Annotated in this window: 13 protein-coding genes; 11 read left to right on the forward strand and 2 right to left on the reverse strand. The window is 61.7% G+C overall.

Features of this window, described 5'->3' with window-relative positions:
- Positions 1–212: 212 nt before the first annotated feature.
- Positions 213–530: a Rieske (2Fe-2S) protein gene (locus M1E16_RS23210; RefSeq protein ID WP_458128476.1), complete on the forward strand. Its 318-nt coding sequence runs from the start codon at positions 213–215 to the stop codon at positions 528–530.
- On the opposite strand, the gene sfsA is transcribed toward M1E16_RS23210, so the two are convergent.
- Entirely contained in the window at positions 486–1244 is a 759-nt protein-coding gene (gene sfsA, locus M1E16_RS23215) for a DNA/RNA nuclease SfsA (protein WP_458128477.1), read from the reverse strand. The two genes, M1E16_RS23210 and sfsA, sit on opposite strands and share 45 nt — an antisense overlap.
- Positions 1244–2416, reverse strand: a complete 1173-nt coding sequence (locus M1E16_RS23220) for a pyridoxal phosphate-dependent aminotransferase (RefSeq protein ID WP_458128478.1) — start codon at positions 2414–2416, stop codon at positions 1244–1246. Before M1E16_RS23220 ends, sfsA begins: the two co-directional genes overlap by 1 nt.
- A gap of 337 nt (positions 2417–2753) precedes the next feature.
- Between M1E16_RS23220 and dksA the strand changes: the two genes are divergently transcribed.
- The 10 genes from dksA (at position 2754) to panD (ending at position 14138) form a co-directional block, all read left to right on the forward strand.
- Positions 2754–3197 (forward strand): RNA polymerase-binding protein DksA, encoded by a 444-nt coding sequence (gene dksA, locus M1E16_RS23225; RefSeq protein ID WP_458128479.1) that lies wholly within the window; start codon positions 2754–2756, stop codon positions 3195–3197.
- A 226-nt stretch (positions 3198–3423) separates the two neighbouring features.
- Positions 3424–4305: a tRNA glutamyl-Q(34) synthetase GluQRS gene (gene gluQRS / locus M1E16_RS23230; RefSeq protein ID WP_458128480.1), complete on the forward strand. Its 882-nt coding sequence runs from the start codon at positions 3424–3426 to the stop codon at positions 4303–4305.
- 78 nt (positions 4306–4383) lie between these two features.
- On the forward strand, positions 4384–4560 hold the full coding sequence (locus tag M1E16_RS23235; RefSeq protein WP_003176118.1) for a hypothetical protein: 177 nt from the start codon (positions 4384–4386) through the stop codon (positions 4558–4560).
- A complete protein-coding gene (locus tag M1E16_RS23240) occupies positions 4544–7498 on the forward strand; it encodes a sensor histidine kinase (protein ID WP_434628244.1) in 2955 nt (984 codons plus the stop codon). Before M1E16_RS23235 ends, M1E16_RS23240 begins: the two co-directional genes overlap by 17 nt.
- 22 nt (positions 7499–7520) lie before the next feature.
- Positions 7521–8957, forward strand: a complete 1437-nt coding sequence (locus M1E16_RS23245; RefSeq protein WP_458128481.1) for a sigma-54-dependent transcriptional regulator — start codon at positions 7521–7523, stop codon at positions 8955–8957.
- Between the two features lie 714 nt (positions 8958–9671).
- On the forward strand, positions 9672–11069 hold the full coding sequence (locus tag M1E16_RS23250) for a polynucleotide adenylyltransferase PcnB (protein WP_458128482.1): 1398 nt from the start codon (positions 9672–9674) through the stop codon (positions 11067–11069).
- A gap of 3 nt (positions 11070–11072) precedes the next feature.
- Positions 11073–11558: a 2-amino-4-hydroxy-6-hydroxymethyldihydropteridine diphosphokinase gene (gene folK / locus M1E16_RS23255; RefSeq protein ID WP_458128483.1), complete on the forward strand. Its 486-nt coding sequence runs from the start codon at positions 11073–11075 to the stop codon at positions 11556–11558.
- Positions 11559–11885: 327 nt separating this feature from the next.
- Complete coding sequence (gene panB, locus M1E16_RS23260; RefSeq protein ID WP_458128484.1) at positions 11886–12686, forward strand: 3-methyl-2-oxobutanoate hydroxymethyltransferase; 801 nt, start codon at positions 11886–11888, stop codon at positions 12684–12686.
- Entirely contained in the window at positions 12683–13543 is an 861-nt protein-coding gene (gene panC, locus M1E16_RS23265; RefSeq protein ID WP_458128485.1) for a pantoate--beta-alanine ligase, read from the forward strand. Before panB ends, panC begins: the two co-directional genes overlap by 4 nt.
- Before the next feature lie 214 nt (positions 13544–13757).
- Positions 13758–14138 (forward strand): aspartate 1-decarboxylase, encoded by a 381-nt coding sequence (gene panD / locus M1E16_RS23270; protein ID WP_458128486.1) that lies wholly within the window; start codon positions 13758–13760, stop codon positions 14136–14138.
- Positions 14139–14229: the final 91 nt, after the last annotated feature.

The following is a 14229-nucleotide window of genomic DNA, read 5'->3' on the forward strand; positions in this document are numbered from 1 at the left end:
GAGCCTGGCGACGTATCCTCGGTCACCTGTGAAGGAGGCGCCATTTGATAATTGTTTTCATTTGACCGTCAAGCTTGGATCGTCCAGAAAAACGCGAGAACCTTGTGGGAGCGGGCTTGCTCGCGAATGCGGTGTGCCAGGCAACATAAATGCAGGATGGACCGACGCTTTCGCGAGCAAGCCCGCTCTCACAGGGTTCATCGAGGACAGAAATGAAATTTCTTTGCAGCGCCGCTGAGTTACCGGACAACAACAGTCGCGGCTTCGACATCAACGGGCGCAAGGTGCTGGCCGTGCGGCGCGCGGGCCAGGCCTACGTCTACCTTAACCGCTGCCCGCATCGCGGCGTGCCGCTGGAGTGGCAACCCGACCAGTTCCTCGACCCCAGCGCCAGCCTGATCCAGTGCGCGACCCATGGCGCGCTATTCCTGATTGAAAGTGGTGAATGCGTCGCCGGCCCTTGTGCCGGGCAGTTCCTGGCCGCGCTAGACAGCCGGGAGGATGATCAGGGCATCTGGGTCGACCTGTAGCGGTTCAAGCAATACCGGCAGCGGGCGATCCACCCATATCTGCTCCGGCGTCAAGGTGACCCCGTAGGCCAACACTTCCACCCCGGCGGCCACCGCCTCACGCAACGCCGCCGCGTACACCGGGTCGATTTCCTGCGCCGGGCGCACCGCGTCGATGCCACTCAGGTTTACGCAATACAGCTGCACCGCCCGTACGCCGTCGCGGGCCAGACAAGCCAGTTCCCGCAGATGTTTGGCGCCACGCAGCGTCACCGCATCGGGAAACGCCGCCACATTTGTTGCATCGAAACCCAGCGTGACACTTTTGACCTCGACCCAGGCCGAGGTCTGGTCGGCATAGTCGAGTCGAAAATCGATACGGCTGTTCTCCACGCCGTAGGCGACTTCGCGCTTCAGCCCGACAAAACCGTTCAGCTCCCTGATGACACCCGCGCGCAACGCCTCTTCAACCAGGGGGTTGGCTCGCGCGGTATTGATGCAGGCCAATCGCCCCTGAGGGGTTTCGCCTATTTCCCAGGTCCCCGGCAGCTTGCGCTTGGGGTCGCTGGAGCGGCTGAACCAGACGCGCGCGCCCTCGGCCATGCAATTGAGCATCGAGCCGGTGTTCGGGCAGTGGATGGTGAGCAGTTCGCCGTCAACGGTCTCGATATCGGCGAGAAAACGCTTGTAACGTCGAATCAGTCGACCTTCTTCCAGCGCAGGAGAAAAACGCATCAGCCTTGCCAGCTCCGCAGTCCGCGTTCGATTCGCGTCACCGCTTCCTGTAGCCGAGGCAGGCTTTGGGTGTAGGCAAAACGCACATGATGACCGGCCTGGTGCCGACCGAAATCCAGCCCCGGCGTGAACGCCACGTGTTCGGTTTCCAGGAAATGCTGGCAGAACGCAAAGGCATCGCCACCGAACGCGTTGATATCGGCGTAAAGATAGAACGCACCTTCGGGCTCCACCGCGATGCCGAATCCCAACTCACGCAACGCCGGCAGCAGGAAGTCGCGACGCCGCGCGAACTCGGCACGACGCTGCTCGAAAATCTCGATGGTCGCGGGTTCGAAACAGGCCAGGGCCGCGTACTGGGCCATGCTCGGCGCACTGATGTAAAGATTCTGCGCAAGTTTCTCCAGCTCACTGACCGCCGCCGAAGGGGCCACCAGCCAACCGAGCCGCCAACCGGTCATACCGAAATACTTGGAAAAACTGTTGAGAACAAAAGCATCGTCGTCCACTTCCAGCACACTGGTGGCGTCGGTGCCATAAGTCAGGCCGTGATAGATCTCATCGACGACCAGATGGCCGTTGTGGCCCTTGATTGCCCTGGACAACCCCGCCAACTCGTCCCGAGAGAGAATCGTCCCGGTCGGGTTGGCCGGCGATGCCACCAATGCCCCCACGCTGTCGTGATCCCAATGGCGATCCACCAGGTCCGGGGTCAGTTGGTAGCGCACGTCCGGCCCTACTGGCACCAATTGCGCCGCACCTTCGATCAGGCGCAGGAAATGGCGGTTGCAGGGGTAGCCAGGATCGGCCAGCAACCAATGCTTGCCCGGGTCGACGAGCAGGGCACTGGTCAGCAACAAGGCACCAGACCCACCCGGCGTGACCAGGATGCGCCGCGGATCGATGTCAACGCCGTGGCGCTGCGCATAAAAGCCGGCGATGGCCTCGCGCAACTCGGGAATGCCGCGGGCTGCGGTGTAACGGGTCTTGCCGGCCGCCAGGGCGGCCTGGCCGGCCTGGATGATCGGCTCGGCGGTAGTGAAGTCCGGCTCGCCGATCTCCAGATGGATGACGTCGTGCCCGGCAGCCTGCAATTCGTTGGCGCGTGCCAGCAGCGCCATGACATGGAACGGTTCGATGGCACGGCTGCGTGCGCTGTAGGGCTGGGCCATTGGGGCCATCCTTCACGAAAAAAGAACCGATTCTACCCAACTCGGGCAGCGGTGCGGGAACGAGCGCGAATACCCGATGGTCCTACCGTAGATCGCTGGAAATGGTTCCGGCGATTGGCCCAGGCTTGACTAGAATCAAGCATTGAGCAGGATTGCATCCCCACCGAAGCGAACCCGGCCACGTTTTACAGGCCCCGGCCGCCGCAGGCTCGACAACCGGGAGTAGCGCGGCCCGATTTGATCTGGTAAGTTCGCCCGCTTGCAGCCGCAGGGCCGGCAGGTGTCGGTGATGGAGCAATCCTGCGTAGTGGATTACAAGAGTAGAGGCGGTCCATTCATGCCCACCCAAGCAAAGCAGAATCAAAATCAGTCGCTCAGCGGGTTTGAGCCGTATACCCCACAACCGGGCGAAGAGTACATGGGCGCCCCGATGCGCGCACACTTCACCAAGATCCTGAACAAGTGGAAACAGGACTTGATGCTGGAAGTCGACCGCACCGTGGACCATATGAAGGACGACGCTGCCAACTTCCCCGACCCGGCCGACCGTGCCAGCCAGGAAGAAGAGTTCGCCCTCGAATTGCGCGCCCGTGACCGGGAACGCAAGCTGATCAAGAAAATCGACAAGACGCTGCAACTGATCGAAGACGAAGAATACGGCTGGTGCGAGTCCTGCGGCGTCGAGATCGGCGTCAAGCGACTGGAAGCACGTCCAACCGCAGACATGTGCGTAGACTGCAAGACCCTGGCGGAAATCAAGGAAAAACAGGTCGGCAAGTAATCGCCGGGGCTGTAACCGAAACGGAGCGTTCATACGCTCCGTTTTTGTTTCCGATATTTTCTCCAGACTCATAACCCCTTGTGGGAGCGAGCCTGCTCGCGAAGGCAGTGGGTCAGCCAACCTTGATGCGACAGATACACCGCTATCGCGAGCAGGCTCGCTCCCACAGGGGATATGCTTTGTTGTCGAGATTGCCTACCGCCCTGACCCCAATGACATTCGCCTTATGACTGCCTACATCGGACGCTTCGCCCCCACCCCCAGCGGCCACCTGCACTTCGGCTCGCTGGTCGCCGCCCTGGCATCGTACCTCGACGCCAGGGCCGTCGGCGGGCGCTGGTTGTTGCGCATGGAAGACCTTGACCCACCGCGGGAAGAGCCCGGCGCGCAAGCGGCGATCCTTAATGCGCTGCAAACCTATGGTTTTGAATGGGATGGCGAAATGGTCCGCCAGAGCGACCGCCATGAAGCCTATCAACTGGTCATTGATCGCTTGTTCAGCCAAGGCCTGGCCTACGCCTGCACCTGTTCGCGCAAGCAACTGGAACCGTATCAGGGTATTTACCCAGGGCTATGCCGCAACGCCGGCCACGACACCGAGGACGCCGCCATCCGCCTGCGCGTCCCCGAGCTTGAATATCATTTCACCGACCGGGTCCAGGGCGAATTTCGCCAGCACCTGGGCCGTGAGGCCGGTGATTTCGTGATCCGTCGTCGTGACGGGCTCTACGCCTATCAGCTGGCGGTGGTGCTGGACGACGCCTGGCAAGGCGTCACCGATATCGTCCGCGGCGCTGACCTGCTGGACTCCACGCCACGCCAGCTCTACCTGCAGGAACTCCTCGGGCTGCCACAACCGCGTTACCTGCATGTGCCGCTGATCACCCAGCCCGACGGGCACAAGCTCGGCAAATCCTATCGTTCACCGCCGCTGACAGCGGACCAGGCTGCGCCGCTGCTGTTACGGGCATTGCGCGCACTGGGCCAGCAACCGGGCCCGGAACTCTGCGATGCCAGCCCCCGCGAACTGCTGGCCTGGGGCATTCGACACTGGGATGCGAGCAAGATCCCGCGCGTCCTCACCCTGCCCGAAGCGCAAATACCATGACGGCCCTTGCAGCCTGCCGCCTATCCGTTACCATCGCCGCACGTTTTCGGGCACGCGCATAAACAAAGAGAGGCCGGGATGTACATCTATCGCTTGGTCCTGCTTTTGGTAGTCGGGATCTACCTGTTCTCCCCGGCCATCATGGATTGGTGGATCGATGCCACGGGTGCCTGGTATCGGCCGTATCTGCTCTGGCTGATCCTGATCGTCGTGACCTTCATCCTGCAGAGCCAAAAAGATGCCGATGAGCTTTAGCCTGACCCAGATGATCCTGATCAGCGCCGCCTACCTGGCGGTGCTGTTCGGCGTGGCCTGGATCAGCGAACGAGGCATGATCCCCCGGGCGATCATCCGCCACCCGCTGACCTACACCTTGTCGCTGGGGGTCTACGCCAGCGCATGGGCGTTTTATGGCACGGTCGGGCTGGCCTATCAGTATGGCTATGGTTTCCTGTCCAGCTACCTTGGGGTGTCCGGGGCCTTCCTGCTGGCGCCGGTGTTGCTTTATCCAATCCTGAAGATCACCCGTACCTACCAACTGTCATCGCTGGCCGACCTGTTCGCCTTCCGCTTTCGCAGCACCTGGGCCGGCGCGCTGACCACGATCTTCATGCTGGTCGGCGTGTTACCGCTGCTGGCCCTGCAAATCCAGGCCGTGGCCGATTCCATCAGCATCCTGACCCGCGAACCGGTGCAACATCGAGTAGCGCTGAGCTTCTGCGCGCTGATCATTCTGTTCACGATTTTTTTCGGCTCACGGCACATCGCCACCCGGGAAAAACACGAAGGCCTGGTATTCGCCATTGCCTTTGAATCGGTGATCAAGCTGATCGCCATCGGTGGCGTCGGCCTCTACGCGCTGTACGGCGTGTTCGATGGCCCGCAACAGCTCGAGCTTTGGCTGTTACAGAACCAGACCGCCCTCGCCGCCCTGCATACGCCTTTGCAGGAAGGCCCGTGGCGCACGCTATTGCTGGTGTTCTTCGCCTCGGCAATCGTGATGCCGCACATGTACCACATGACCTTCACCGAAAACCTCAACCCGCGCTCACTGGTCAGCGCGAGCTGGGGCCTGCCACTGTTCCTGCTGTTGATGAGCCTGGCGGTGCCACTGATTCTGTGGGCAGGTCTGAAACTCGGCGCCAGCACCAATCCGGAATACTTCACCCTCGGCATCGGCATTGCCGCCAACAGCAAGGCCCTGGCATTGCTGGCCTATATCGGCGGGCTGTCGGCGGCCAGCGGCCTGATCATCGTCACCACTTTGGCGTTGTCGGGCATGGCCCTCAATCATCTGGTGCTGCCGCTCTACCAGCCGCCGGCGGAAGGAAATATCTACCGCTGGTTGAAATGGACCCGCCGCGCGCTGATCGTTGCGATCATCATGGCCGGTTATGGTTTCTACCTGATGCTGGGCGACGGGCAGGACCTGGCCAACCTGGGCATCGTCGCGTTCGTCGCCACCCTGCAGTTCCTGCCCGGCGTGCTGTCGGTCCTGTATTGGCCAACCGCCAACCGCCGCGGCTTTATCGCCGGCCTGATGGCCGGGATCCTGGTCTGGCTGGTCGCCATGCTGTTGCCGCTGCTGGGCAACCTGCAGGGGTTCTACATCCCGCTCCTGAACATGATCTACGTGCTCGACGACACCAGCTGGCACATGGCAGCCATCGCCTCGCTGGCGGCGAACGTGCTGATGTTCACCCTGATTTCGCTGTTCACCAACGCCAGCAGTGAAGAAGCCAGCGCCGCCGAAGCCTGCGCTGTGGATAACGTGCGTCGCCCGCAACGCCGCGAACTGCACGCCGCCTCGCCCCAGGAATTCGCCACGCAACTGGCCAAGCCGCTGGGCGCCAAGGCCGCACAAAAGGAAGTCGAACAGGCCCTGCGCGATCTATACCTGCCGTTCGATGAGCGTCGCCCGTACGCGTTGCGTCGCTTGCGCGACCGGATCGAAGCCAACCTGTCCGGCCTGATGGGCCCCAGCGTGGCCCAGGACATGGTCGAAACCTTCCTGCCTTATAAGGCAGGCGGCGAAAACTACGTGACCGAAGACATCCACTTCATCGAAAGCCGCCTCGAGGACTACCATTCGCGCCTCACTGGCCTCGCCGCCGAGCTGGATGCCTTGCGCCGCTACCACCGCCAGACCCTGCAGGAACTGCCGATGGGCGTCTGTTCGCTGGCCAAGGACCAGGAAATCCTCATGTGGAACAAGGCCATGGAAGAGCTGACCGGCATCGCCGCCCAGCGCGTGGTCGGCTCGCGCTTGAGTACCCTGGGCGAGCCGTGGAAAGGTTTGCTGCAAGGCTTCATCGACCTGCCGGACGAACACCTGCACAAACAGCACTTGGCTCTCGACGGCCAGACCCGGTGGCTGAACCTGCACAAGGCGGCGATCGACGAGCCGTTGGCGCCGGGCAACAGCGGCCTGGTGCTGCTGGTGGAAGACCTGACCGACACCCAGATGCTCGAAGACAAGCTGGTCCATTCCGAGCGCCTGGCCAGCATCGGACGACTGGCCGCCGGCGTGGCCCACGAAATCGGCAACCCGATCACCGGCATCGCCTGCCTGGCGCAGAACCTGCGCGAAGAACGCGAGGACGACGGCGAGCTGACGGAAATCAGCGGGCAGATTCTCGAACAGACCAAGCGCGTGTCGCGCATTGTCCAATCCTTGATGAGTTTCGCCCACGCCGGCGGCCACCAGCACAACGACGAACCGGTGTGCCTGGCCGAAGTCGCCCAGGACGCCATTGGCCTGCTGGCACTCAACCGGCGCAATTTCGAAGTGCAGTTCTTCAACCTGTGCGACCCCGATCATTGGGTCGATGGCGATCCCCAACGGCTCGCCCAGGTGCTGATCAACCTGCTTTCCAACGCGCGCGACGCCTCCCCTGCCGGCAGCGCGGTACGGGTCAAAAGCGAAGCCTTTGAACACACGGTCGACCTGATCGTCGAAGACGAAGGCAGCGGTATCCCACAGAACATCATGGATCGATTGTTCGAACCTTTCTTTACCACCAAGGATCCTGGCGAAGGCACCGGTCTGGGCCTCGCACTGGTCTATTCCATCGTTGAAGAGCATTATGGACAAATCACCATCGACAGCCCGGCCGATGTTCAGAGCCAACGCGGCACCCGTATCCGGGTGACCTTGCCGCGTCATGTCGAAGCGACGTCCGCTGTGAACTGAGACCGTCGAGAGAATCGAATCAATGCCGCACATTTTGATCGTCGAAGACGAAACAATTATCCGCTCCGCCTTGCGCCGCCTGCTGGAACGCAACCAGTACCAGGTCAGCGAAGCCGGTTCCGTGCAGGAAGCACAAGAGCGTTTCAGCATTCCAACGTTTGACCTGATCGTCAGTGACCTGCGCCTGCCTGGTGCCCCGGGGACCGAGTTGATCAAGCTCGGCCAGGGCACGCCTGTCCTGATCATGACCAGCTATGCCAGCCTGCGCTCGGCGGTCGACTCCATGAAAATGGGTGCGGTCGACTACATTGCCAAGCCGTTCGACCACGACGAAATGCTTCAGGCCGTCGCTCGAATCCTGCGTGACCGACAAACGGCGAGCAGCCAGCCTTCGGAACCGACGAACGGCAAGGCCGCTGCTCCAGGCAAGGCGGGCGCCAGCAACAACAACGGCGAAATCGGCATCATCGGCTCCTGCCCACCCATGCAGGACCTTTACAGCAAGATCCGCAAAGTGGCACCGACCGATTCCAACGTCCTGATCCAGGGCGAGTCCGGCACCGGCAAGGAGCTTGTGGCCAGGGCGCTGCATAACCTGTCCCGCCGAGCCAAGGCGCCAATGATTTCGGTGAACTGTGCGGCCATCCCGGAAAGCCTGATCGAGTCCGAGCTGTTCGGCCATGAGAAAGGCGCCTTCACCGGTGCCAGCGCAGGGCGTGCGGGCCTGGTCGAGGCGGCGGACGGAGGCACGCTGTTTCTTGACGAAATCGGCGAGCTGCCCCTGGAAGCCCAGGCACGGCTGTTGCGCGTCCTCCAGGAAGGCGAGATTCGTCGAGTCGGTTCGGTCCAGTCGCAAAAGGTCGATGTGCGCCTGATCGCCGCGACGCACCGCGACCTCAAGAGCCTGGCGAAAATCGGTCAGTTCCGTGAAGACCTGTATTACCGGCTGCACGTGATTGCCCTGAAGCTGCCGCCACTGCGCGAGCGCGGCGCGGACGTCAACGAGATTGCCAATGCCTTCCTCGCCCGCCAGAGCGCGCGGGTCAACCGCACCGACCTGAAGTTTGCCCCCGACGCCGAACAAGCCATTCGTCATTACGCCTGGCCGGGTAACGTCCGTGAGCTGGAAAACGCCGTGGAGCGCGCGGTGATCCTGTGCGAGAGCCCGGAAATCTCCGCCGACCTGCTGGGGATCGACATCGAATTGAGTGACCTGGACGATGAAGAATTCATCGGCCTGGCCCCTCAACAGGGCGGCGGCGCCAACAACACCAGCCACGAGCCCACCGAGGACCTGTCGCTGGAAGACTACTTCCAGCACTTCGTCCTGGAGCACCAGGACCACATGACCGAGACGGAACTGGCGCGCAAGCTGGGCGTGAGCCGCAAGTGCCTGTGGGAGCGCCGCCAGCGCCTGGGTATCCCACGACGCAAGACGGGCGTTGCCAGCGAGAGCTGAAACACGCAGGTAACACTGCAGGATGTGAAAAAACTGTTACCTCAGCTTTTTCACGTAACAGATGCCGGGGTTTACGGTAACGAAACCCCGGCTTTTTTTCGCCTCGAAAAAACCGCTATAACCATAGAACCCCCGGTTTCGCTGGGCCTGCCAAAAGTTGGCACGCACCCTGCTATAGCTTTGGTACAAGAACAATAACAAGCAATGCACAAGACAATAAAAATAAGACGAATCGACTCACGCACAATAAAAACAAGACGGCGAGAGGCGCAGCTAACTGATTCTTTTGGAGAGGCGTTGTATTTGGGGCTTGCCCCACAACCAGGCCGAGAACAATAAAACTGTCTCAAGACAGGTGCCTGAACTGGTTGGATCGATTGATCACTGCAACACAGCGACCAAAGCAATCCGTTTGCTCTTGGCTCCCGATTGGGAGGGTCACGAAGGGAAACCTCGTGGCGCGGGCACTCAACAAAAACAAAAAGCCCGAAACCAATAATAAAAACAGAGCACGCAACTAATTCTGGGGGAGCTTCGGCTCCCCTTGTGGTTTCTGTCATTCCGCCTTCCCCGTAGCCTACAAGCTCGTCGCCTAAAGCTTGCAGCTCAAAACTCCTGTGTCCTACACCATCCCTCGACTAAATGCTAGAATCCCCGCCCATCATGCGGTCATTCCTCGTTTTTGGCCGAATATTCCTTCAAACAGTGCATCCCATGCTGAAGAAGCTGTTCCAGTCATTCCGTTCTCCCTTGCGTCGTACGCAACACATCCGCAGCACGCCTGAAGTGCTCAACAGCGGCCAGCATTCGTTGCAAAAGGCCCAATTCAGCCGTTACGCGGTGAACATCGTCGAACGCCTGCAGAACGCCGGCTACCAGGCTTACCTGGTCGGTGGTTGCGTGCGCGACATGCTGCTCAATATCACGCCCAAGGATTTCGACGTCGCCACCAGCGCCACGCCCGAGCAGATACGAGCCGAGTTCCGCAATGCGCGGATCATCGGGCGGCGCTTCAAGCTGGTGCACATCCACTTCGGCCGCGAAATCATCGAGGTCGCGACGTTCCGCGCCAACCACCCGCAAAACGACGAAGAAGAAGACAGCAATCAGTCTTCTCGCAACGAGAGCGGGCGCATCCTGCGCGATAACGTCTACGGCACATTGGAAGAAGACGCCCAGCGTCGCGACTTCACCATCAACGCGCTGTATTACGACCCGGTCAGCGAACGCATCCTCGATTACGCCAACGGCGTGCACGACATCCGCAACCGGCTTATCCGCCTGATCGGCGACCCCAGGCAGCGTTACCAGGAAGACCCGGTGCGGATGCTGCGAGCCGTGCGTTTCGCTGCCAAACTGGATTTCGGCATCGAGAAACACAGCGCCATGCCGATTCGCGAACTGGCGCCGATGCTGAGGGAAATCCCGTCGGCGCGGCTGTTCGAAGAAGTGCTCAAGTTATTCCTGTCGGGTCACGCCGCAGACACCTTCGAAATGCTCGTCGACCTTCAGCTGTTCGACCCGCTGTTCCCCGCCAGTGCCGAGGCGCTGGAATACAACCCGACCTACACCCACACCTTGATCAGCGAAGCGCTGATCAACACCGACCTGCGCATCAAGCAGAACAAACCGGTGACCCCGGCGTTCCTGTTCGCCGCCTTGCTCTGGCCCGCCCTGCCCGCCCGAGTCCTGCGTTTGCAGGAACGCGGCATGCCGCCGATTCCGGCGATGCAGGAAGCCGCCCATGAGCTGATAGCAGAGCAATGCCAGCGCATCGCCATTCCAAAACGCTTCACGATGCCGATCCGCGAGATCTGGGACATGCAAGAGCGCCTGCCACGGCGCAGCGGCAAACGCGCCGACCTGCTGCTGGACAACCCGCGTTTCCGCGCCGGTTACGATTTCCTGCTGCTGCGCGAAAGCGCCGGCGAACAGACCGATGGCCTGGGCGAATGGTGGACCGATTACCAGGACGCCAACGACAGCGAGCGCCGCGACATGATTCGCGAACTGAGCGGCAAGGATGACGGCGCCAGCGGCCCGCGCAAACGTCGCCGCAGCAGTGGCGCCAAGCGCAAACGTGCCGGTGCGCCAAGCGCCTCGGGCGAGTGATCGATGGAACGCATCTACATCGGCATGGGCAGCAACCTGGCCGAGCCCGCCGAACAATTGCGCAGCGCCGTCAAGGCGCTGGCGCGACTGCCCGAGACGCGATTGGCGGGCGTTTCAGCGTTCTATCAAAGCGACTCCCTGCTCCCCGGCCAGCCGCGCTATACCAATGCCGTTGCGGCGCTGGACAGCAATCTCGCGCCGCTGGACTTGCTCGATGCACTACAGGCCATCGAAACCGGCCAGGGTCGCGAGCGCCTCGAGCGCTGGGGCCCGCGCACCCTGGACCTGGATATTCTGCTGTTCGGTGATCACCTTATCGACGAGCCGCGTCTCAAAGTCCCTCATTACCATATGCACGCCCGAGCCTTTGTCCTGTATCCGCTGGCCGAGCTCGCGCCCGCCGACCTGCGCCTGGCCGATGGGCGCTTGCTCAAGGACCTCCTCGCGGCGTGCCCCTTCGTCGACCTGGAACGCTTGCCCGCTAACTGACCCCAATCCCCTGTGGGAGCGAGCCTGCTCGCGAAAGCTTTGCGTCAGCCTCATTTGCCGGACTGGTACACCGTCTTCGCGAGCAGGCTCGCTCCCACAAAAAATCCGGGACCAGGCAGTCAGTTTTTAAACACGCCTCCACGCTGAAACGCATCAGTAACCTCGGTAACACCCACCGGTAACACATCCAATTGACTTCCCGGTTGCTCCTCACGACTATAGGCGTCCCGTCGCCGCCAACGCGGCGCTAATGGGCGCAATCCAGGCCTTACAAGCACCACGCATAGAAGGTGCGCCTGTATTGGAGCGCCTAATGAGGACTTTTTCATGCCAGCTATTACCCTGACCACGCTGCAAGGTCTCAAGCAGAAAGGTGAAAAAATCACCATGCTGACCTGCTATGACGCAACCTTCGCCCATGCCTGCAACGAGGCCGGTGTCGAAGTGCTGCTGGTGGGCGATTCCCTCGGCATGGTGCTGCAAGGGCACGACAGCACGCTGCCGGTGACCACCGCCGAAATGGCCTACCATGTAGCCGCCGTCAAACGCGGTAACACCGACGCGCTGATCCTCGCCGACCTGCCGTTCATGGCCTACGCCACCCTCGAACAAACCATGACCAACAGCGCCATGCTCATGCAGGCCGGTGCCCACATGGTCAAGGTCGAAGGCGCGTTGTGGCTGGCCGACTCGATCCGCCTGCTGGCCGAGCGCGGTATCCCGGTGTGCGCACACCTGGGCCTGACGCCCCAGGCGGTGAATATCCTCGGTGGCTACAAGGTCCAGGGCCGCAACGAAAACCAGGCGCGGCAGATGCGTGCCGATGCGATTGCGCTGGAACAGGCCGGTGCCGCCATGTTGCTGCTCGAATGCGTACCCAGCGAGCTGGCGCAGGAAATCACTCAAGCGGTAAAAATCCCGGTGATCGGCATCGGCGCCGGTAACGCTACCGACGGCCAGGTACTGGTGCTCCACGACATGCTTGGGCTGTCGATTACCGGCCGCGTACCCAAGTTCGTGAAGAACTTCATGACCGGGCAAACCACTATCCAGGCAGCCCTGTCCGCCTATGTCGCTGAAGTGAAGGCGACGACCTTCCCTGGCGCCGAGCACGGATTTTCCGCATGAACACCGTGAAGACCGTACGCGAACTCCGCGCCGCCGTGGCCCGCGCCCGCGGCGAAGGCAAACGCATCGCCTTTGTCCCGACCATGGGCAACCTGCACAGCGGGCACATGGCGCTGGTGACCAAGGCGGCGCAGCGGGCCGATTTTGTCGTGGCGAGTATTTTCGTCAATCCGCTGCAATTCGGCGCTGGCGAAGACCTCGACAAATATCCGCGCACCCTCGCGGCCGACCAGGAGAAACTGCTCCAGGCCGGCTGCCATCTGCTGTTCGCGCCCAGCGTGGAGGAGATGTATCCCGATGGCATGGCCGGGCAGACCCGCGTCAGCGTCCCGCAGTTGTCCGAAGGCCTGTGTGGCGCCAGCCGTCCGGGGCATTTCGAAGGCGTGGCGACGGTGGTCAGCAAGCTCTTCAACATGGTCCAGCCGGATCTGGCGGTGTTCGGCCAGAAGGATTTCCAGCAACTGGCGGTGATCCGCGCGCTGGTGCATGACCTGAACATGCCGATCCAGATCATCGGTGAGCCGACCGTGCGCGCCGAGGACGGCCTGGCGCTGTCTTCGCGCAACGGTTTTCTCAGCCCCGAGCAGCGCGCCGTGGCGCCCGTGGTCTACCGTGCCCTGAGCCAGATCGCCGATGCGATCAGGCAGGGGCAACGGGACTTCCCGGCGCTGATTGGCGAACAGCTCAAACAGCTCGAATCCGCCGGCCTGCGTCCCGATTACCTGGAAATCCGTGACGCCAGGACCTTGCGCCCAGCTGTGAGCGAAGATCGCGACCTGGTGATTCTGGTTGCCGCCTTCCTGGGCACCACGCGCCTGATCGACAACCTGCATCTGGAACTCGACACACCCGCCTGAACACCTCAGCGCCCCTGTGGGAGCGAGCCTGCTCGCGAAAACGGCAGGTCAGTTGGCGCAAGCGTCGACTGATACACCGCCTTCGCGAGCAGGCTCGCTCCCACAGGAGTATGGGGTGCCTGACAGACTGTATTTGCAGATCCCACGCGTATTGCCGCCCCCCAAGCCTTCGGGCAAACTGCCCGCCGTTTGGACCCGACCAGAGGAAACACTCATGCACGCCATCATGCTCAAGGCCAAGCTGCACCGCGCCGAAGTCACTCACGCCGTGCTCGACTACGAAGGCTCCTGCGCCATTGACGGTGAGTGGCTGGACCTGTCGGGCATCCGCGAATACGAACAGATCCAGATCTACAACGTCGACAACGGCGAGCGCTTCACCACCTACGCCATCCGTGGCGAAGAAGGCTCGCGGATGATCTCGGTCAACGGCGCTGCGGCGCACAAGGCCAAGGTCGGAGACCGCGTCATCATCTGCGCCTATGCCCATTACAACGAAGCCGAACTGCTCAACTTCAAGCCGCGCATGCTCTACATGGCGCCGGGCAACGAACTGAGCCACACCAGCAACGCCATTCCGGTCCAGTTGGCCTGACCGAATCCAACGGCTCCCATGCTCCTCTTCTGTGGGAGCGAGCCTGCTCGCGAAGGCGGTGTGTCAGTCACTCTCAATGTATCGGCCAGAG

The sequence above is a fragment of the Pseudomonas sp. Z2-11 genome (assembly GCF_054161305.1).

What these genes read in the sequence shown, in the direction of transcription:
- M1E16_RS23210 (WP_458128476.1), top strand. Translation starts at nt 213, where the DNA reads ATGAAATTTCTTTGCAGCGCCGCTGAGTTACCGGACAACAACAGTCGC.
- sfsA (WP_458128477.1), bottom strand. Translation starts at nt 1,244, where the DNA reads ATGCGTTTTTCTCCTGCGCTGGAAGAAGGTCGACTGATTCGACGTTAC.
- M1E16_RS23220 (WP_458128478.1), bottom strand. Translation starts at nt 2,416, where the DNA reads ATGGCCCAGCCCTACAGCGCACGCAGCCGTGCCATCGAACCGTTCCAT.
- dksA (WP_458128479.1), top strand. Translation starts at nt 2,754, where the DNA reads ATGCCCACCCAAGCAAAGCAGAATCAAAATCAGTCGCTCAGCGGGTTT.
- gluQRS (WP_458128480.1), top strand. Translation starts at nt 3,424, where the DNA reads ATGACTGCCTACATCGGACGCTTCGCCCCCACCCCCAGCGGCCACCTG.
- M1E16_RS23235 (WP_003176118.1), top strand. Translation starts at nt 4,384, where the DNA reads ATGTACATCTATCGCTTGGTCCTGCTTTTGGTAGTCGGGATCTACCTG.
- M1E16_RS23240 (WP_434628244.1), top strand. Translation starts at nt 4,544, where the DNA reads ATGCCGATGAGCTTTAGCCTGACCCAGATGATCCTGATCAGCGCCGCC.
- M1E16_RS23245 (WP_458128481.1), top strand. Translation starts at nt 7,521, where the DNA reads ATGCCGCACATTTTGATCGTCGAAGACGAAACAATTATCCGCTCCGCC.
- M1E16_RS23250 (WP_458128482.1), top strand. Translation starts at nt 9,672, where the DNA reads ATGCTGAAGAAGCTGTTCCAGTCATTCCGTTCTCCCTTGCGTCGTACG.
- folK (WP_458128483.1), top strand. Translation starts at nt 11,073, where the DNA reads ATGGAACGCATCTACATCGGCATGGGCAGCAACCTGGCCGAGCCCGCC.
- panB (WP_458128484.1), top strand. Translation starts at nt 11,886, where the DNA reads ATGCCAGCTATTACCCTGACCACGCTGCAAGGTCTCAAGCAGAAAGGT.
- panC (WP_458128485.1), top strand. Translation starts at nt 12,683, where the DNA reads ATGAACACCGTGAAGACCGTACGCGAACTCCGCGCCGCCGTGGCCCGC.
- panD (WP_458128486.1), top strand. Translation starts at nt 13,758, where the DNA reads ATGCACGCCATCATGCTCAAGGCCAAGCTGCACCGCGCCGAAGTCACT.